Origin of the sequence: Pseudoalteromonas sp. S4492 (assembly GCF_005886115.1) — a bacterium.
GTDB classification, from domain to species: domain Bacteria; phylum Pseudomonadota; class Gammaproteobacteria; order Enterobacterales; family Alteromonadaceae; genus Pseudoalteromonas; species Pseudoalteromonas gelatinilytica.
In genome coordinates, this window is sequence record NZ_PNCP01000004.1 from 28,363 (window position 1) to 46,804 (window position 18,442).

At 38.9% G+C, this 18,442-nt stretch carries 17 protein-coding genes; all 17 read left to right on the forward strand.

The features are described 5' to 3' along the window. The first annotated feature begins 11 nt into the window (after positions 1–11). Entirely contained in the window at positions 12–980 is a 969-nt protein-coding gene (flgJ, locus tag CWC28_RS00810) for a flagellar assembly peptidoglycan hydrolase FlgJ (protein ID WP_063706530.1), read from the forward strand. 13 nt (positions 981–993) lie between these two features. After that, positions 994–3,003, forward strand: coding sequence for a flagellar hook-associated protein FlgK (gene flgK / locus CWC28_RS00815; RefSeq protein WP_063706532.1), 2,010 nt, complete (start codon positions 994–996; stop codon positions 3,001–3,003). A 2-nt stretch (positions 3,004–3,005) separates the two neighbouring features. Continuing rightward, complete coding sequence (gene flgL / locus CWC28_RS00820; RefSeq protein ID WP_063706534.1) at positions 3,006–4,238, forward strand: flagellar hook-associated protein FlgL; 1,233 nt, start codon at positions 3,006–3,008, stop codon at positions 4,236–4,238. Between the two features lie 347 nt (positions 4,239–4,585). Beyond that, positions 4,586–5,557: a flagellin N-terminal helical domain-containing protein gene (locus tag CWC28_RS00825; RefSeq protein ID WP_063706536.1), complete on the forward strand. Its 972-nt coding sequence runs from the start codon at positions 4,586–4,588 to the stop codon at positions 5,555–5,557. A gap of 431 nt (positions 5,558–5,988) precedes the next feature. Continuing rightward, positions 5,989–6,963, forward strand: a complete 975-nt coding sequence (locus CWC28_RS00830) for a flagellin N-terminal helical domain-containing protein (protein WP_063706538.1) — start codon at positions 5,989–5,991, stop codon at positions 6,961–6,963. A 162-nt stretch (positions 6,964–7,125) separates the two neighbouring features. Further along, positions 7,126–8,097, forward strand: coding sequence for a flagellin N-terminal helical domain-containing protein (locus CWC28_RS00835; RefSeq protein ID WP_105175247.1), 972 nt, complete (start codon positions 7,126–7,128; stop codon positions 8,095–8,097). Positions 8,098–8,183: 86 nt separating this feature from the next. Beyond that, positions 8,184–8,606, forward strand: a complete 423-nt coding sequence (locus CWC28_RS00840) for a flagellar protein FlaG (RefSeq protein ID WP_063706542.1) — start codon at positions 8,184–8,186, stop codon at positions 8,604–8,606. A gap of 25 nt (positions 8,607–8,631) precedes the next feature. Beyond that, the gene (gene fliD, locus CWC28_RS00845) at positions 8,632–10,038 is read left to right on the forward strand and encodes a flagellar filament capping protein FliD (protein WP_063706544.1); all 1,407 of its coding nucleotides are present in this window, start codon (positions 8,632–8,634) and stop codon (positions 10,036–10,038) included. A 38-nt stretch (positions 10,039–10,076) separates the two neighbouring features. Then, on the forward strand, positions 10,077–10,505 hold the full coding sequence (gene fliS / locus CWC28_RS00850; protein ID WP_063706546.1) for a flagellar export chaperone FliS: 429 nt from the start codon (positions 10,077–10,079) through the stop codon (positions 10,503–10,505). After that, on the forward strand, positions 10,495–10,794 hold the full coding sequence (locus CWC28_RS00855) for a hypothetical protein (RefSeq protein WP_063706548.1): 300 nt from the start codon (positions 10,495–10,497) through the stop codon (positions 10,792–10,794). The genes fliS and CWC28_RS00855 overlap by 11 nt, the downstream gene beginning before the upstream one ends. Before the next feature lie 7 nt (positions 10,795–10,801). Further along, positions 10,802–12,880 carry a motility associated factor glycosyltransferase family protein gene (locus tag CWC28_RS00860; protein ID WP_063706550.1) on the forward strand — a complete coding sequence of 693 codons (2,079 nt, stop codon included), beginning with the start codon at positions 10,802–10,804 and terminating at the stop codon, positions 12,878–12,880. A gap of 135 nt (positions 12,881–13,015) precedes the next feature. Continuing rightward, the gene (locus CWC28_RS00865; protein WP_063706552.1) at positions 13,016–14,335 is read left to right on the forward strand and encodes an aminotransferase class III-fold pyridoxal phosphate-dependent enzyme; all 1,320 of its coding nucleotides are present in this window, start codon (positions 13,016–13,018) and stop codon (positions 14,333–14,335) included. A 1-nt stretch (position 14,336) separates the two neighbouring features. Further along, a complete protein-coding gene (locus tag CWC28_RS00870; protein WP_063706554.1) occupies positions 14,337–14,825 on the forward strand; it encodes a GNAT family N-acetyltransferase in 489 nt (162 codons plus the stop codon). A 4-nt stretch (positions 14,826–14,829) separates the two neighbouring features. Further along, a complete protein-coding gene (locus CWC28_RS00875) occupies positions 14,830–15,597 on the forward strand; it encodes a cytidylyltransferase domain-containing protein (protein WP_267894591.1) in 768 nt (255 codons plus the stop codon). A 1-nt stretch (position 15,598) separates the two neighbouring features. Next, complete coding sequence (gene pseI / locus CWC28_RS00880; RefSeq protein WP_063706555.1) at positions 15,599–16,636, forward strand: pseudaminic acid synthase; 1,038 nt, start codon at positions 15,599–15,601, stop codon at positions 16,634–16,636. Between the two features lie 5 nt (positions 16,637–16,641). Continuing rightward, a complete protein-coding gene (locus tag CWC28_RS00885; RefSeq protein WP_240494388.1) occupies positions 16,642–16,893 on the forward strand; it encodes a phosphopantetheine-binding protein in 252 nt (83 codons plus the stop codon). Continuing rightward, complete coding sequence (pseG, locus tag CWC28_RS00890) at positions 16,880–18,442, forward strand: UDP-2,4-diacetamido-2,4,6-trideoxy-beta-L-altropyranose hydrolase (protein ID WP_138624586.1); 1,563 nt, start codon at positions 16,880–16,882, stop codon at positions 18,440–18,442. The genes CWC28_RS00885 and pseG overlap by 14 nt, the downstream gene beginning before the upstream one ends.

Sequence of the window (18,442 nt, forward strand, 5' to 3'; positions counted from 1 at the left end):
TCAAAAAGCTGATGGATACTAATCATCTCGACAAGCAAAACTTTTTTGATTTAGGCAACTTAGACTCGTTACGTCAAAGTGCGCTAAAAAGTGATGCCTCTAGCGATGCGTCAAAAGAGGCGCTGAAAAAAGCGGCGGCACAATTTGAATCTATTTTCACTCAAATGCTGCTTAAAAGTATGCGTAAGGCAAATGAAGCGTTTGAAGATAAAGACAGCCCATTTAATTCAAGCGGTGTTAAGTTTTTTGAAGAGATGCATGACCAACAGATGTCGGTTGAGCTTTCATCAAAAGGTTCGCTCGGCTTAGCTGATTTAATTGTTCAGCAGCTCTCGCCAGATGGTAAACAGTTTACCCCGGGGTCTGTGCTTAGAACGACGGCTGAGTTTGATAGTGATAAACGCGCCCGCGGCGTAGCGAATGACAGCCACGACATTAAATCTGAGTCACAGCCTGTTGCAGATACATCAGCAAACGAGCAAACAGATAATCGTTTTGAAGATGCTGAGTCATTCATTAGCTCTATTTGGGAGCACGCAAAAAATGCAGCACAGAAGATTGGTTTAAACCCTGCAGTGATGGTGGCTCAAGCAGCCCTTGAAACAGGCTGGGGAAAACACATCATCAGCAAAGCTGATGGCACAAGTAGTAACAACTTATTCAATATTAAATCGGATAGAAGCTGGCAAGGTGACAAAGCGAGTAAAGTCACGCTTGAATTTGAACAAGGCGTGCCTGTTAAAAAGCAAGCTAGTTTCCGCTCTTATCAATCGATTAAAGACAGTGTTAACGATTTTGTGGATTTCTTAAATGAAAACCCACGTTATCAAGAAGCACTTAATAATACCGCAGAGCCTGCTGCCTTTTTAGATTCGTTACAAAAAGCAGGTTATGCAACTGATCCAAATTATGCCGATAAAATTAAGCAGGTATTGAAGCGTGTTGAGCTTCAAAGCGTCGCTGCTTCATTGGTACGTTAAGGAGTAGACCCTCATGTCATTTAGCTTATATGACATAGCAAATGCCGGTGTAAGAGCTAACTCTGAGCTTTTACAAACCACCAGTAAGAACATCGCCAACGTTAATACCGAGGGCTATGTACGTGAGCGCACTGAGTTCACAACCATGATCGATAACCAAGTAGGTCGTGGTGAAACGTATCGTTTACTGAATGAATTTGCGCAAAAGCAATTAAATAGAGATACCTCAAATAAAGCATTCTTTGATCAGTTTGTGACAGAAGCAAGCCGTGTAGATAGCTTGTTCTCAGAAGAGTCAAACAGCTTATCAACTAGTATCAACTCGTTTTTTAACAATGTACAAGAAAGCTTAAATCAACCGTCATCAACAGTTGCACGCTCATTAGTAATGACAGATGCACAAAACTTGATTGATCAAATGGACAGATTATCGAGCATTGTGGTCGACCAAAAAGCGGTGGTGAATGAGCAGCTAGAAATTTTTTCTGAAGAAGCCAATAACCTGATCCAAAATATCAGTGATCTAAATACTAAGATTGCCTCAGTTCACGGTACTGATCGTGAGTCAGTATCAAGTGGTTTATACAATGAACGAGATAAAGCGATTCGTGATTTATCTGAGCTGATTGATATTGAAACACTCGATGGTAATAACGGCGAAAAACAAGTGTATTTAGGCTCTGGTCAAGCACTTGTCATGCAAAGTGGCTCATTTAACCTATTTTCATTCAGTGGCGATCCTGATCCTAATTTTAAAGAACTGAGACTCGATGTGAACGGTGGCAAAGCTGTGCCGCTTGATGTCGATGTGAGTAAGTTAAAAGGTAAAATTGGCGGCTTGTTGGCGTTTCGTGACGATATTTTAGTGCCAGCGCAAAACCAACTTGGTCAAATGGGATTAGCGTTAGCTGATGCCTTTAATCAGCAAAACCGTTTAGGTATGGACGCTAATGGTGAAATTGGTGGTGATATATTTGCAATTCCAACCGTTGATGCGTTTGGCTATCAAGCTAATACGGGCACATCAACAATGACGGCAACGGTGGAACCAGGTAAAGGCAGCGAATTGCCAGCGAGTGATTTTATTATTACCTATACCAGTGCAACCACCGTTGAAATTCAGGCAATCGATAACAAAGGCGAACCTATTGGCACTGCGTCAACAGCCAATGTAACGGCAGGAGTGATTGACTCATCAACCATCACTGGCGGTGAGGCATTTGGCTTACAGCTTAATGTATCAGGCACAGCAAATACTGGTGACCAATTTATGGTGAAGCTAAATTCACAAGCTGCAACGACCCTAGAGCTTGCAACTGAGCGCCCTGAAGACCTAGCGTTAGCATCACCTATTCGAACTGCGAACGATATCAATAATACCAGCGATGCAAGTATTTCTGCTGGCACAGTGTCTGATATTGATAACTCAACGGGGATCACGGTTGGTCCACCACCGAGTTTGGCGAATGGTGATATCACACTCGTGAAAACGGCGAATGCTAACGAATATCAAATCACAGACGGCAACGGTACATCGACGTTTACCATAACACCGCCTGCTGAGAATATTCTTGCTCAAGCTGGGGCACCTTATGATACCTACGGTTTTGACTTCAATATTGAAGGCTCACCTGCAACAGGGGACACCTTCACACTTGAGTTTAACACCGGGGGTTTTGATGATAACCGCAATGGCTTGCTATTAGCTAATTTACAAAACGGTGAGCTAGTGCGTCAAAATGTTGAAGCAAGTAGTACTGCTGATAATCATAAAACCTTTAATCAAGCTTATTCGGCCATTGTCACTGATATTGGTGTTGTGACCAGTCAAGCTCAAACCAATGGTGCGGCTTTTACAGCATTGGCTGATCAGTCTGAAGCTTGGTATGAATCGCTATCAGGTGTAAACCTTGATGAAGAAGCTGCTAACTTACTTCGTTTTCAACAATCGTATGCAGCATCAGCACAGGTACTTGCAACAGCACGTACTATTTTTGACACCTTATTAAGTGCGGCGAGGTAATTATGCGTATTTCAAATAACATGATGTATAAGAATAACCTTAATTCTATTCTTAACTCACAGCAAAATGTTAATAAGGCACAAGAACAGGTTAATACTCAAAAGCGCGTATTAACTGCTGCTGATGACCCTTCTGCCACGGCTCGGGCTTTACTTTATAACGATCGCATTCAAGGCAACGAGCAGTTCACAAAAAATATCACTATGTTGAATAGCCGTTTAACGACAGAAGAAAGTGTACTGCAAAATATTAAAGGTGCACTTGAGTCTGCGTATACGTTATCTATTCAAGCAGGTAATGGTGCCTATAGTGATATCGACCGTGAAGGGATCGCTGAAGAAGTTAAGGCACTGCAAAGCACTGTACTTGATCTAATGAATGCAAAGACCGAAGACGGTAAGTTTATCTTTTCGGGCTATCAAGATAACACTCCTTCTTATAGTTACAATAGTACGTCTGGTCGCTATGAATATGGTGGCGATCAGGGGCAACATAAAATCAAAGTGGCTGAAGGTGTAGAAATCAAATCAAGTGACAATGGTTTTGATACGTTCGAAAAAGTAAATGCACGTCTAAATGTGGCCTCAAACGACGGCACTGTTTCAGGCGGTATTACAAGCTCAAAAATTTATGTTACTGAGCAAGCAGATTTCGATAAATTCCACCAAGCTAATTACAACGCTGATCCTGCTGCGGCTGCAAATGCCAATACATTAAGCTTTATTACCACTACAGGTACACCTAATACTTATGTGGTACAACAAGCGGGTGTAACAATTGACAGCGGCAGCTTTGAAAACGGTAAAATCGAATATCAAGGTATGGAAATTTCTGTTTCGCCTGTTGCAAACGGCCAAATCGATGTAGACCTTGAAGCACCACAAAAAGAAAATGCGTTAAATACCTTGGACGATCTGATTGCAGGACTCACAAATCCTAATTTAACCCAAGATGAGTTTGATCAGGTTTTAGCGGATGCCATTGTACAACTCGATAATGCCAAAAATCAGGTTTCTCTTGTTCAGGCTGGCTTAGGTGGTCGGTTAAATACGGCCAAGAAAATCGAACAATCTAATAGTGACTTAGATACCAGTAATAAAGCAGCAAAAGCGGAACTCGTTGAGCTTGATATGGCTGAAGCGATTACTGAACTGACCAAACAAGAAACATCACTGCAAGCTGCACAAGCAACATTTGGCCGTTTGGCTAACCTATCATTATTTGATTACTTATAATTTATCTAGGTTAAGCTCATTTTATGAGCTTAACCTATAAAACCTACCTTAAGCTTTCCACTTAAACAGCTGTTTTAACGCACTCTTTGTCGCGTTTTGAGCTTCAGCAATACTTCACAGTAACGATTTTAATGACAACCAGAAGCTATGTTTAGTTAAAAATATTAAATATTTTTCATTTAAATACAGTGTGTTAAATAAAAAATGAAAAATTGTTTAAAAATTCACTAAAGGATTTTTTGAGCGGACCGATAACTTAATTAACCAAGCAGAGTAACAAATAACAGTTACCGCTTAATTAGAGTAAGTTTGAGAGTAAATGATAAGTTTACTTCGGGAGAAATATCATGGCACTTTATGTAAATACAAATGTTAGTTCATTAAACGCTCAAAGACAATTAATGAATTCTGGTAACTCACTTGATACTTCATTCAAGCGTTTATCATCAGGTCTTCGTATCAACAGCGCAGCTGACGATGCGGCTGGTCTACAAATTTCTGACCGTTTAACATCACAAATCAACGGTCTTAACCAAGGTAACCGTAACGCGAACGACGGTATCTCTTTAGCGCAAACAGCTGAAGGTGCACTAGACGAAGTAACATCAATGTTCCAACGTATTCGTACTCTTGCACAACAAGCGTCGAATGGTTCAAACACTGATGAAGACCGTTTAGCGATTCAAGAAGAGATTCGTTCATTATCAGCAGAGGTTAACCGTGTAGCTGAAGATACAACATTCGGTGGTCAAAACCTTCTTGATGGTACTTATGATGCTAAATTCCAAGTTGGTGCTGATGCAGTTCAAACTATCGGCTTCAGTATGCAAAACGTAGGTGGTACAGCTGCGACAAACAGTATCTCTACAAATGGCGGTTTCACGTTATCTGGTATTGCTGGTGTAGCGAGTGCTGTAGGCGGAAAAGGTTTAACAACGCTAGCGGCTGGTGTATCTGATATCTCTGGTTCTGCAATCGGTGCAACAAGTGACTTCCAAACTAAGTTCAGAGAAACATCTATCAGTGTGTCATCTCAAACAAATGCACAATACGTGTTAGCTGGTATGGATGCGATGATTGCGGTAGTTGATAAAAAGCGTGCAGAGCTAGGTGCGGTTCAAAACCGTTTCCAATCAACAATTCGTAACCAAGCTAATATCTCTGAAAACTTAAGTGCAGCTCAGTCTCGTATTAAAGATACAGACTTCGCGACTGAAACAGCTAACTTAACTAAGATGCAAATCTTACAACAAGCTAGCCAAACAATCTTGAGCCAAGCTAACCAACGTCCTCAAGCGGCATTAAGCTTACTAGGTTAATAGTTGGGAATTTGAGTTAAAGTGAAGTCAAAACTTTGACTTAAAGAAAAGCGCCTTTGTCTAATGGGGTATTAACAAAGGCGCTAAGATAGGATTATAAAGCGGAGGCGCTCAAAATCCTGACAGTAGTGTTCTAACATTTGTAAGAACATAAAATATAAAGCACAGATTATGCCATAATTTGTGTTATTAAACCCACTCTTAAACTTATCTCTCTTAAGGCTCCTAAATGGAGCCTTTTTTCATTCCTTTTTTAATCTTAATTAATAGTTGGCCTATTAATTGCTCTATTTACTTCAAGTTAATTAACTAACAAGCAAAGTGGCAGTTTTTTGCCCCAGGCGACTTAGATTTGCCGCTGTAAGGGTCACTTTGTCAAATTCACTTTTAAATAAGTGACTTTACTTTGACAGATAAGAAGAGAGTTTATTATGGCTTTATATGTAAATACTAATGTTAGTGCATTAAACGCACAAAGACAGTTGGATAGAACAGGTGGCGATTTAGATACCTCGTTTAAACGCCTTTCATCAGGCTTACGTATTAATAGTGCAGCAGATGATGCGGCTGGTTTACAAATTTCTGACCGTCTACAATCACAAATTTTGGGTTTGAATCAAGGTAACCGAAATGCGAATGATGGTATTTCACTTGCTCAAACAGCTGAAGGTGCATTAGATGAAATTACATCGACTTTTCAGCGTATCAGAACTCTAGCTCAACAAGCCGCTAACGGCTCGAATACTGATGAAGATAGACTGGCAATCCAAGAAGAGATCCGTCAACTGTCTGCAGAAGTAAACCGAATTTCAACCGATACTACTTTCGGTGGTCAAAACTTATTAGATGGTACTTATAAAGCTAGCTTCCAAGTAGGTGCTGACGCTGTTCAGGTTATTGGCTTTAGTATGCAAAATGTTGGCAGTACAGCGGCTACAAACAGCGTTTCAGCGAATGGTGGCTTCACTATGTCTGGTATCGCGGGCATTGCTTCAGCTGTTGGTGGTAAAGGTTTAACAACACTTGCTGCAGGTGTATCAGAAATTGCTGGTTCAGCTATCGGTGCTACAAGTGATTTCGCGACCAAATTTACAGAAACAGGTATTAGTGTATCTTCACAGACTAATGCACAGTATGTTTTAGCGGGTATGGATGCGATGATTGCGGTCGTTGATAAGAAGCGTGCAGAGCTAGGTGCTGTGCAAAACCGTTTCCAATCAACAATTCGTAACCAGTCAAATATTTCAGAAAACTTATCTGCTGCAAAATCACGAATTAAAGATGCTGACTTTGCTTTAGAAACAGCTAATTTGACTAAAAACCAAATTTTACAACAAGCAAGCCAAACAATTTTAGGTCAAGCAAATCAACGACCTCAAGCGGCTTTAAGCTTGTTACAAGGCTAAAATTAAAAATTAGTTAAAAAAATTTACAAATAAAGCTAAAGCTTTCGCTTTATCGTCCGATAAACGAGTTAGAGAACTATCAATCTAGGACTCTAAGTCGGTTAAACAGCAGGGTAGGGGTATCCCGCTGTTTAGCTATAAAATGATAAAGCGGAGGCTAATATGGCTTTATATGTAAACACTAATGTGAGTTCTTTGAACGCACAAAGACAGTTAAGTAAATCAGGTACTTCACTTGATACTTCTTTCCAACGCCTTTCATCAGGCTTACGTATTAATAGTGCAAAAGACGATGCTGCAGGTATGCAGATCGCTAACCGTTTAACAAGCCAAGTTAATGGTTTAACGCAAGGTAACCGAAATGCGAATGACGGTATCTCTTTAGCGCAAACAGCTGAGGGTGCACTAGACGAAGTAACGTCAATGTTCCAACGTATTCGTACTCTTGCACAACAAGCGTCGAATGGTTCGAATACTGATGAAGATCGTTTAGCACTTCAAGAAGAAATTCGTTCACTTTCTGCAGAAGTTAACCGTGTTGCTGAAGATACAACGTTCGGTGGTCAAAACTTACTTGATGGCACATACGATGCTAAATTCCAAGTAGGTGCTGATGCTGTGCAAACTATCGATTTTAGTATGCAAAACGTAGGTGGTACTGCTGCAACAAACAGTATCTCTACAAATGGCGGTTTCACGTTATCTGGTATTGCTGGTGTAGCGAGTGCTGTTGGCGGTAAAGGTTTAACAACGCTAGCTGCTGGTGTATCTGATATTGCGGGTTCTGCTATCGGCGCAACAAGTGACTTCCAAACTAAGTTCAGAGAAACATCTATCAGTGTTTCATCTCAGACAAATGCACAATACGTGTTAGCTGGTATGGATGCGATGATTGCAGTAGTTGATAAAAAGCGTGCAGAGCTAGGTGCGGTTCAAAACCGTTTCCAATCAACAATCCGTAACCAATCTAATATCTCTGAAAACCTAAGTGCTGCGAAATCACGTATCCAAGATACAGACTTCGCGACTGAAACAGCTAACTTAACTAAGATGCAAATCTTACAACAAGCTAGCCAATCAATCTTAAGCCAAGCAAATCAACGCCCTCAAGTAGCGCTTTCACTACTAGGCTAATATTTGTTTTATAAGTCACTTCAGGCTCAGGAAATTTGCTTCGAAGTGGCTTATACTTACCGAGTAAGATATTAAGAGGTGTTACTATGATAGATCTTAATTCAACGCAAAGGTCTAATGATAACCTTACTGCCGGTGGAAATTCTGCAAATTTAAAAGCCGAAATAGATGATATTAAAGCAAATAAAGGCACAGAAATTGCTGGTAGAGAGCCCGTGGATATTGAACAAGTTTCAAAAAGAAATGAGCAAAAAGACAAAAACGATCTAATTGCCGAAGTAAAACAAAACCTTGAAAAACTCAATAGCTATATCCCAGTTACATCAACAAATTTAATTTTTGAATTTGATGAAAAGGGAGATCCACCCATTATCAAAGTTCTTGATAAAGAAAATGACGAAGTAATTCGAGAAATTCCAACAGAAGAATTTCGTGAAGTGGCTAAAGCTTTAGAAGAGTTTGCCGATAAATTAAGCAATAAAGGTTTGTTGTTCGATAGAACGGCATAGCAATTAGTATTTTAGGAGTATTACTATGGCATTAATTACATCTGCTGGGGTTGGTTCTGGACTTGATCTGGAAAGCATCATCAGTGCGACACTATCAGCTGAGAGTACCCCTAAATTAAATGCGCTCGCTGAAAAAGAAGAGTCTTTACAGGTAGAGCTTTCGTCTTTAGGCGAAGTTAAATCTGCAATGTCAAAGCTTCAGGATACTATTGAAAAGTTAGCTGATATAGATAACTTTAACAAGCGAATTGCGAACATTAAGCAACCGACCAGTGATGATGGCGACCTCATATCAGTAACACCAACTTCAGATATTTCACCTGGGGACTTCAATATTGAAGTGGTGGAGCTTGCTCAAGGTAGTCGAGCGACATCTAATGCTGGCCTATTTACCTCAACAGATGATGTTGTTACTGCTTCTGGTGGTACATTGTCTTTTTCTGCAGGTGACAAGAGCTTTGACTTAACACTCGATGCGGGTGCAACGCTTGCTGATTTACGTGATGCAATTAATGATTCAGACGATAACTTTGGTGTTACTGCTAATATCATTAACACGGGGACTGAATCAAAGTTAGTTCTCACATCAAATGTATCAGGTGCAGGTAATGATTTAGTTATTACCAACGATACGGCCGAACTTGATAATGTTTCAACACTTGCTAATGATGGCGTTACTGCAGGCGGTATTGCAATTGCTTCAGGTGATGAAGCTAAAAGTGCAGAAATTAAAGTGGATGGTATTTCAATTGTTAATGATACCAATACATTTAAAGATGCTGTACAAGACATGACAATTGTTGCAAAGCGACAAAGTGTTGACGGTGAAACGGCAAAGTTATCTGTAAACGTTGACACTGAAAGTGTTACTAAGCTAGTTGATGAGTTTATCGCGAACTATAATAACCTAATAGGTCAAATAGGCCTACAAACGCGTGTAGGTAAACCTCTAAATGCAGATTCAACAATTCGTTCATTCGATTCTCAATTAATTAATGCTCTTTCAACACCTATTACGGATGCAGGTCCGTTTTCAAGTATCTTTGATATTGGTTTAGGTGTTGATAAAGATGGTTACTTGGAAAAATCTAGCCTAGTCCGTAGCTTAAATGAAGCTATGGATGAGAATTATGATGATATTGGCAAGGCTTTTGCAGGTGAAAATGGGATAGCAAAACAATTAGAGTCTCTTTTTGACAATTATTTAGACTCTAAAGGAATCATGAATCAACGAGAAACTAACTTAAATTCTCAACTTGATGACCTAGAAGATGATGTTATTAATCATGAATATAGAATGGAAGAGTTAGAAGCAAGACTTCGCCAGCAATATGCAGGCTTAGATGTGTTGTTAGCGCAAATGCAGTCAACGCAAACGTACTTAAGTGCACAACTATCTAGTCTTCCAGGATTTACTAAGTCATCATCATAAAAGTTATTTTTCTCTTTGTTTAGGCATATAGGTGAACCATGTACAACGCAAAAGTTAAAAATTATCAAAAGGAAGCACTTAAAACTCGCATTGCAGGTGCTGACCGTTACGAAATCATTCAAATGCTAATGGCTGGCGCTATTGAAAAGATGGTGCTGGCGAAAGTGGCAATTGAAAAAAGACACCTTGAAGCCAAAAGTGAGCATCTATCAAAAGCATCAGCGATTCTTGAAGCGCTAAGAGGATGTTTAGATTTTGAAGTAGGTGGAGAGGTTACTGAAAACCTTTATGCATTGTATTCGTACATGATTGACCGGTTGTTAGATGCAAGCATTAAGAATGATCCTGAAATAGTGACTGAGGTCTCTAACCTTCTTAAAGAAATTAAGTCAGCGTGGGATGCCATTCCGCATGATGTTCGTGAAAAAACACTTTTAGATAATGGTGTAGACGCGAATGTTGGATAATCAATTAGCTGACTTTGAGAAGCAAATTGATCAAATCAACTCATCATTAATCAAGGAAGATTTTGAACAATGCGAATCTTCTTTTAAAAAATTAGACCATGACATTAGAACTTATTTTGATCAAAATGCTCCCTTAGTTGATTCTAATGTTGAGGTTTATCAAGTATTTTATGATAAGTTCGTTGATTTAGTGACTAATTTAGAAAACCGAAAAAAAACATTAGCCAAAACGATAGCGTCCCAGTTACGTACCAAAAAGAAGCTCGATGTTTATAAAAGTATCAAGTAGGTAAAAAATGACCAAACTCCCCTCTGTTGAGGCTCAAATCGAGTCCCTTTCAAATAAAATCGATGAGACAATTGAGCAGCAAAGAAGAGAGCAAGAGTTCGCGGATAAGGCAAATTCTAAGTTTGAAGAAAATCTTTTAGCGTTTAAGCAATATTTCCCTGAAATTTTTGAAAAATTCCTTAAATACGAACCAAGTGAACACTTTCAATTTATTCTAAACGACAATGGCACTGCGAATATTATTGATTATGAAACAAGAGTGCCTATGTACTCTTCAGATCCTATTAAGCAAGCTGTTGAGCAAGTTCATAAAAACCTCGAAAATCCAATTTTAGGCAAAACCGATCACTCAGCTATTTCATCTGTAGAGAATCCGTTAGATTTTATTCATATCGATTTGATGAATAATTTAGGGAAGCTTTTTGGTGAAGCAAAGGCCAATTTACCTGTCAATAACTCATTAGATGAGAAACTGCCAAGTCTAATGTTGTTTGGTATTGGCCTTGGTTATCACTTACCTGAACTCATTGAAAAACGTGAAATTAGTTTTATAAATATCATTGAGCCTAACGAAGATTACTTCTTTGCAAGTTTATTTGTAGCTGAATGGAAGAGTATCTTAGAAAGTATTGATAAAAATGGTAGCTTTCTTTACCTAGGTATTGGTAAATCTGAAGACGAAGTATTCAAAAATATCTATGACAGAAGCCGTAATGTAGGTATCGCGTCTGTTAGCTATACTTGGTTCTATCAACATTACCCATCTCAAAAAATGAATAAATGGATTGATGAGTTTAAAACTAATTTTCATCAATTTTTTACCGGTTTTGGTTTTTTTGATGACGCTATGATGGGCATCGCACACACGCTTGGTAATTTAGAAAATGAATTTAATCTAATGAGCGTGCAAAAGCCAATGAACAAAGAGATGGCTGAATTTCCTGTAGTTATCATTGCGAATGGACCATCTCTCGACCAAGAAATAGAATTTCTACAAAAACTGCAAGACAAAGTCGTTATTCTATCTTGTAATTCAGCATCAACGGCTTTAGTCAAAAAGGGAATTATTCCTGACTTTCATGTTGCTTTAGAAAGAACAGAGATGACCCATGATTTCTTACGGGACTTTTTGCCTGAGTCTGCTCGTAAGAAAATGAATTTGCTTGTTACGAATGTGATGCACCCAACAGTTTCTAGTTTATTTCCTTGGACGGGGTTTGGTCTTAAAGGGAATGAATCTGCAACTCAGTTAGTACATTTAGCTCAATTTATTAATAGAAAACCAATCACTGAGGTGCTTTCTTACTGTAACCCATTGGTTGGTAACACTGCGTTGAGTTATGCATGTCATCTTGGTTTTAAGAATATTTACCTCTTTGGTGTAGATAACGGCTATGTTGATGAGGATTATCATCACTCTAAATCGAGCTTTTATTACAACAAAGAAGGTCAGGTAGAACATAAGCCTTTAAAGATAGGTAAACAAATCGCACTGCCAGGAAACTTTGTTCCTACTATACTCACTGATGAATTTATGAGTGTAGGCAACATTCAAATGGAAAAGTTAATAAATTCATTCCAAAATCAGGGGATTAACTTTTATAACTGCAGTAACGGTGCAAAAATTAAAGGTGCCACACCTCTGCATTCTGACTATATCTACTTAGAACCTACTTCATTAAGTAAATCAGCAGTCGTTGAGTATGTGAAGGAGCACCGTTTCTCTACGAGAGTCGATTTAGGTGAGGTTGAGCCTTTACTTCATTTCGAAGAGTTTACAGAATTCTGTAAAACAATGGCAGAAATGCTAAAAGAAGAAACGGCTATTCGCTCTGATGCACTCAACAACCTACTGAAAAGTGTTCGTTATTTATATTCTTTTAAAAATTCAGCGAAATATTTAAACGTATTTTTGCTGTTTGAAGGTGAAGTGCTTTATACCACGTCTTTATTAGTATCATTACTTTATAACTATGGTAATGAAACGGAAATTTTAGAGTACTACAACAAAGCACTTGACTGCTGGATTTCATTTATTGAAGGTGCTCCTGACTATTACAAAGAAAATGTACGACTATGTAAATAAAGATATTTTTAATAGAATTTATCTTTATATCTAATAGGTTCACGATAAAAATTTGGGCTTGATATATTCATCCAGTCAAATGTTTGAATATATCAAATGGATAATACACTCCCTTCAGTAGAAGAATTTAAGATTATGACCGCAAAAAAAACAACAAGCAGCATTGCTCTTCAAAAAAGGGCAAAAAGTATCATCCCAGGATTAACCCAATTGCTTTCTAAGCGACCAGATATGTTTAGTACCAATATTTGGCCTGGGTATTTTTCTAAATCAAAAGGATGCCAAGTGTGGGATCTTGATGGTAATGAGTACCTCGATATGTCTATTTCGGGTATCGGTGCAAATATTCTTGGTTATGCGGTAGATGAAGTTGATGATGCGGTTATTAACTCTATTCGCAATGGGGTTAGTTCTAGCTTAAATTGCCCTGAGGATGTTGAGCTTGCTGAGAAGTTATTAGAATTACACCCTTGGTCTGAAGAAGTTAGATATGCCCGTTGTGGCGGTGAAGCAATGACTGTCGCAGTGCGTATTGCACGAGCAGCAACAGGTAAAGATAAAATTGCTTTTAGTGGTTATCATGGGTGGCATGATTGGTACTTATCAGCCAATGTTACAAGTAATAGTAATCTTAACGACCATTTAATTCCTGGCCTTTCACCTAAAGGTGTTCCAAAGGCGCTAGCAGGAACAGCACTCCCTTTTCCTTTTAATGATATCGAAGCGCTAGAGCAGTTAGTTGCTGAAAATGGTGAAGAGCTTGCAGCTATCGTGATGGAGCCAATGAGAAATTTTGCCCCATCTGAAGAATACTGGCAGCAAGTTGAGGCCATTGCAGCACGATTAAATATCCCATTAATTATTGATGAAATATCTATGGGCTTTAGGATCAACTGTGGCGGATCGCATTTGAAGCTGGGTATTAATCCTGATATTGCAGTTTTTTCTAAGGCAATGGCTAATGGCTATGCTATGGCTGCCGTCATAGGCAAGTCTAAATGGATGGATGCAGCACAAACTAGTTTTATATCTAGCACTATGTGGACTGAACGAGTAGGGCCTACAGCTGCATTAGCAACGATCAACTATTACGAGCAACACCAAGTCCATGAGCATCTAGCCGTAATCGGTGCAAAAATTAAGGATGGCTGGCTAAGTTTAGCGCAAAAGCATGGCCTTGAAATTCATGTTTCTGGTATTGATGCCCTTTGCCACTTTAGTTTAAAGAATGAAAACTTTTTGACGCTTAAATCCTACTTTATTGAGAAAATGTTAGAGCAAGGTGTATTAGCAACTAATATGTTTTACTGCATGTATGCGCACAAAGAGCACCACGTTGAGACTTATTTAAAAGCGGTTGATAATGCGTTTTCGGCCATAGCCGATGCGATTGAAAACCCAGAGTTACTGGCACATGTTATTCCATCAACCTCGGGCTTTAAAAGGCTGAATTAAGATGAACTTACTGACTTCAGATAGGTTTAAACTAAGATACTTAGAAGCAGCGGATGCATCGGCTAAGTATTTAAACTGGTTGAATTCAGGTGTTAGCGAATTCATCCTAAATAAACCAGAGTCTAACAGTGGCCTTGTTGCATATATTGAAGAGCAGCTTGCAGATAAAGATGTGTATTTTTATGGCATTTTTACTCTTGATTGTGATGAGCATATTGGAAATATTAAGTTTATCATCAAAGGAAAAAGCCGCGATTGTGTTGAAATGGGTATTCTGATTGGTGAAAAAGCGTGGCATGGCAAAGGGGTTGCAAAGGAAGTAATTGAATGTTTTGCACGCCATGCAAAGCAGCAATTAGGTATTACTAAAATGCAGCTTGGTGTTGACTCAGCTAATACTGCTGCCGTTTCGGCTTATTATAAAATAGGTTTTAAAGTTGTAGATGATGGTCGAAATGATGGCGGTCTAACAATGTTATGGGAGTTTTAAGTTGTTGAATACTTTTACTGAACAGCTTGTTTCAAAGCTTCTGAACAACGATTTTTATATTGTAATTCAAGCTAGAATGACGTCATCTCGTTTACCTAAAAAGGTAATGCTGCCTCTTGGAACAAAGCCTGTATTAGAAGTGATGCTTGAAAGATTGGCTCCTTTTAAAGAGAAGATCATTATCGCGACAACAGATGATGGCACTCAACGACCGATCACTGAGTTGTGTGAACGACTGGGTGTGAAATACGTTGAAGGTGACACTAACAATGTATTAAGTCGCTATTACCTAGCTGCACAGTCTGTAAATGCAAACTCAGATACTGTGATTGTTCGTTGTACCAGTGATTGTCCTCTCATTGATTTAACTGAAACCGCACGTGTTATAGACCACTTCTATAGTGTGCGCAGTGAGTATGATTATATTTCGGCTGGCCCTCACTGTGGTTTTCCTAATGGTTTTGATACAGAAGTGTTTACTTTTGAGGCGCTTAAATCAGCCTTTGAATGTGCAACAGAAGATTTTGAAAAAGAACATATGACGCAATATATTTGCAGAAATATGAAAGTGGCTGACTATAAGAACGTTGATGATTTCAGTCATTGGCGTTTAACTTTAGATGAGCCAGCTGATTATGAGTTAATTAAAGCCATTTATAGCTTATTCGATTACCGTACTGATTTCACATTTGATGAATTAAAACAAATGCTAAGCTCTCATCCTGATATACTTAAGATCAATGAGCACGTAGAACAAGTTCAAGTTGGGTAATATGTTTAAGAAAGAATTTAAAATAGCTGATACATGGGTAGGGCACGATCACCCTTGTTATATCATCGCTGAAATGTCAGCTAACCATGGTCAATGTTTAAATAAAGCTAAAGAGTTAGTTCATGCCGCTCATGAAGCCGGTGCTGATGCGATTAAGCTACAAACTTACACCGCAGATACTTTAACCATGGATTGTAAACTTCCACACTTTGAAGCGACGGGTCCATGGCAAGGTCAATACTTACATGATTTATACAAGACAGCTTATATGCCTTGGGATTTTCATGCGGAACTGTTTGAACTATCAGCAAAACTTGGACTTACTTGTTTTTCATCACCATTCGATAAATCGGCAGTCGATTTATTAGCACAATTAGATGCTCCAGCCTATAAAATTGCTTCACCTGAACTAATTGACCACCAATTAATTCGTGATGTTGCCGCTACTGGTAAACCCGTAATTATGTCTACAGGTGGTGCGACGTTAGTTGAAATTGCTGAGGCGGTAAAAGTCGCAGAAGATGCGGGTGTTACTGAACTTGCATTGATGAAGTGTACAAGCACTTATCCTGCTCCTGCAGAGACTATTAATTTGCGAACTATCCCTCATATGCAACAGGCTTTTCAATGTCCGGTTGGTTTATCTGATCACACACTGGGAAATGATGTGCCACTGGCTTCAGTTGCCGTCGGGGGATGCATGATAGAAAAGCACTTTGTATTAGACAAAACAGATAATACTGCAGATAGCTTTTTTTCAATGACCCCATCGGAGCTTCAGGCTCTTGTTCATGGTGTGAGACAAATTGAAAAAGCACTGGGCAAAGTTGATTATCCATCCGTTGCCTCAAAAGCACGTCGCTGTGTTTACATTATTAAAGATATTAAAGCTGGAGAGCAGCTGAGCCCTGAGCATTTGAGACAAATGCGTCCTGGGGGCGGCGAAATTATGCCAAAAGAGCTGCCAAACCTTATTGGACGAACAGTTAATAAAGAATTACGTTGTGGCACTCAATTGTCTTGGAGTGACCTAAAGTGAGCGATATGAAACAAGATTTAATTCAATCGGTTCAGCAATTTTTATTAGAACGCGGTGTATTTGTTGAAGATGCTGACATTGCTGAATATGACTTTGTAGCTGCGGGAGCGTTAGACTCATTTGAGATACTGAGCCTTATTATGAGCTTAGAAACTGAATATGGTATCGCGGTTCCTCCAGAGTTAATGGTCGACGGTGAAAATGCAAAGGTAGGAAATTTAGCGACTGCGTTAGTGAAGTTAAATGATAGCAATTAGAGTCGATACACTATGTGGCTTGGGTCACTTTATGCGTTGTAAATGGCTCGCGTTAGAGTTGCAATGTTTAGGTGAAGAAGTTGTTTTATTAGTCGATACACAATTGTCGGATCATTTAACTAAAGAACTCGGAAATATACATTTATTACCCTATGCAAAAACACAGATAGAAGATGCGGCTAACTGTGTTCAGCTTTTCAACGAGCAACAGCTCATTATTGATAAATTAATTATTGATAGCTATCGTTTTGATATTGAATGGGAATCAGAGATGGCTAAACATGTGCCATCAATTATTGCGGTTGATGATCTTGAAAGAGAGCATTTAGCAGTGCTGGTTATCGATAGTAAATGGAATGCTGAAAAGACTTCGTCACGTTATCAAAGTACTGCACTTGAATCACAACAATTTTTACTTGGTCCTGATTTTTCGATGCTGTCTAGAGCTTATCGAAACTGCGTGCAAACAGATCGCTCAAATAAAGAGCTTATGTTTTCTCTCGGCGGTGGTGGCGACTGGAAACAGCTTATTGAAATCATACGATTAATTCTTGAAACAGCGCCAGAGTATAAAGTTAATCTAATTATAGGCCCTAATGCTACATCCGTTACTCAGCTACATGAGTTAGCTTTAGGTCACTCGCAATTAAATTTAATTGAAGCACCTCGTTGTTTAGCAAACTACTATAAAAGCTGCACCTTGTTTGTTGGCGCTTTAGGCACGTCCTTGTATGAGCTGGCTGCGACTAAAACCCCTGCGTTAACGTTCTCAATCGCAAAGAATCAAGAAAATCAACAAGCTGCATTAGATGATTTGGGGCATTATTTTCATATCCCAAACTTAATTGACTATCCACCAGAACAGGTTTTAAAGTTAATTTTAGCAATGCTACAAAATATAGAACGTATCCACCTAATGCGTGAAAACGTTGCTGTAAAAATTGATGGCGAAGGCGCAAGTCGTGTTGCTAAGTTAATTACTTCAGAGCTTGCTTCTAGCCAGATTACTCAAGCCAATAGCAACTTAATTGAAAGCCAGTATCAATATTTAACCGGCACAATCACGTTAAGGCGAGTGGTTGATCAGGACATAAACCGCTATTTGGCAGCGAGAAACTTACCGAACAATGCTTGGCGAATGACGATCACAAAAGATATCGACCAACTTGATCATTATTGCTGGTGGTTTGCTAATCGTCGCGATTCTTATGTTATGGAAGTTAAAGGTAAGCCGCTACTTTACGTTTGGCATCAATTATATGAAATAGAACAGCAAAATTATTTAATTGGTGGCTGGTTTGCAGCAAGTGACGATGTTAATTTTGCCCATGCTCAACTAGTATTAGATTGGCAACTAAAAGAGACTGAGCAAACATACCCAGATGCAATATGGGTAGCCGTTATTAATAAAGAAAATAAGTTTGTAAATTTGCTTAATCAGCGAGCAGGATTTAAATCTATTGCAGGGGATGCGAAAAAAATGGCAGTGACCCAACATTTATTTCCAAATGCTTCGATTGATGATTTTAATTTTGTAGGAAAAGGGTGA

Bases quoted from the DNA above. Each gene is read 5' to 3' on its own strand.
- CWC28_RS00885 (WP_240494388.1), top strand. From the start codon at position 16,642: ATGAAACAAGATTTAATTCAATCGGTTCAGCAATTTTTATTAGAACGC.
- CWC28_RS00830 (WP_063706538.1), top strand. From the start codon at position 5,989: ATGGCTTTATATGTAAATACTAATGTTAGTGCATTAAACGCACAAAGA.
- CWC28_RS00825 (WP_063706536.1), top strand. From the start codon at position 4,586: ATGGCACTTTATGTAAATACAAATGTTAGTTCATTAAACGCTCAAAGA.
- CWC28_RS00855 (WP_063706548.1), top strand. From the start codon at position 10,495: ATGTTGGATAATCAATTAGCTGACTTTGAGAAGCAAATTGATCAAATC.
- fliS (WP_063706546.1), top strand. From the start codon at position 10,077: ATGTACAACGCAAAAGTTAAAAATTATCAAAAGGAAGCACTTAAAACT.
- pseI (WP_063706555.1), top strand. From the start codon at position 15,599: ATGTTTAAGAAAGAATTTAAAATAGCTGATACATGGGTAGGGCACGAT.
- flgJ (WP_063706530.1), top strand. From the start codon at position 12: ATGGATACTAATCATCTCGACAAGCAAAACTTTTTTGATTTAGGCAAC.
- CWC28_RS00870 (WP_063706554.1), top strand. From the start codon at position 14,337: ATGAACTTACTGACTTCAGATAGGTTTAAACTAAGATACTTAGAAGCA.
- fliD (WP_063706544.1), top strand. From the start codon at position 8,632: ATGGCATTAATTACATCTGCTGGGGTTGGTTCTGGACTTGATCTGGAA.
- CWC28_RS00840 (WP_063706542.1), top strand. From the start codon at position 8,184: ATGATAGATCTTAATTCAACGCAAAGGTCTAATGATAACCTTACTGCC.
- CWC28_RS00860 (WP_063706550.1), top strand. From the start codon at position 10,802: ATGACCAAACTCCCCTCTGTTGAGGCTCAAATCGAGTCCCTTTCAAAT.
- flgK (WP_063706532.1), top strand. From the start codon at position 994: ATGTCATTTAGCTTATATGACATAGCAAATGCCGGTGTAAGAGCTAAC.
- CWC28_RS00835 (WP_105175247.1), top strand. From the start codon at position 7,126: ATGGCTTTATATGTAAACACTAATGTGAGTTCTTTGAACGCACAAAGA.
- CWC28_RS00865 (WP_063706552.1), top strand. From the start codon at position 13,016: ATGACCGCAAAAAAAACAACAAGCAGCATTGCTCTTCAAAAAAGGGCA.
- flgL (WP_063706534.1), top strand. From the start codon at position 3,006: ATGCGTATTTCAAATAACATGATGTATAAGAATAACCTTAATTCTATT.
- pseG (WP_138624586.1), top strand. From the start codon at position 16,880: ATGATAGCAATTAGAGTCGATACACTATGTGGCTTGGGTCACTTTATG.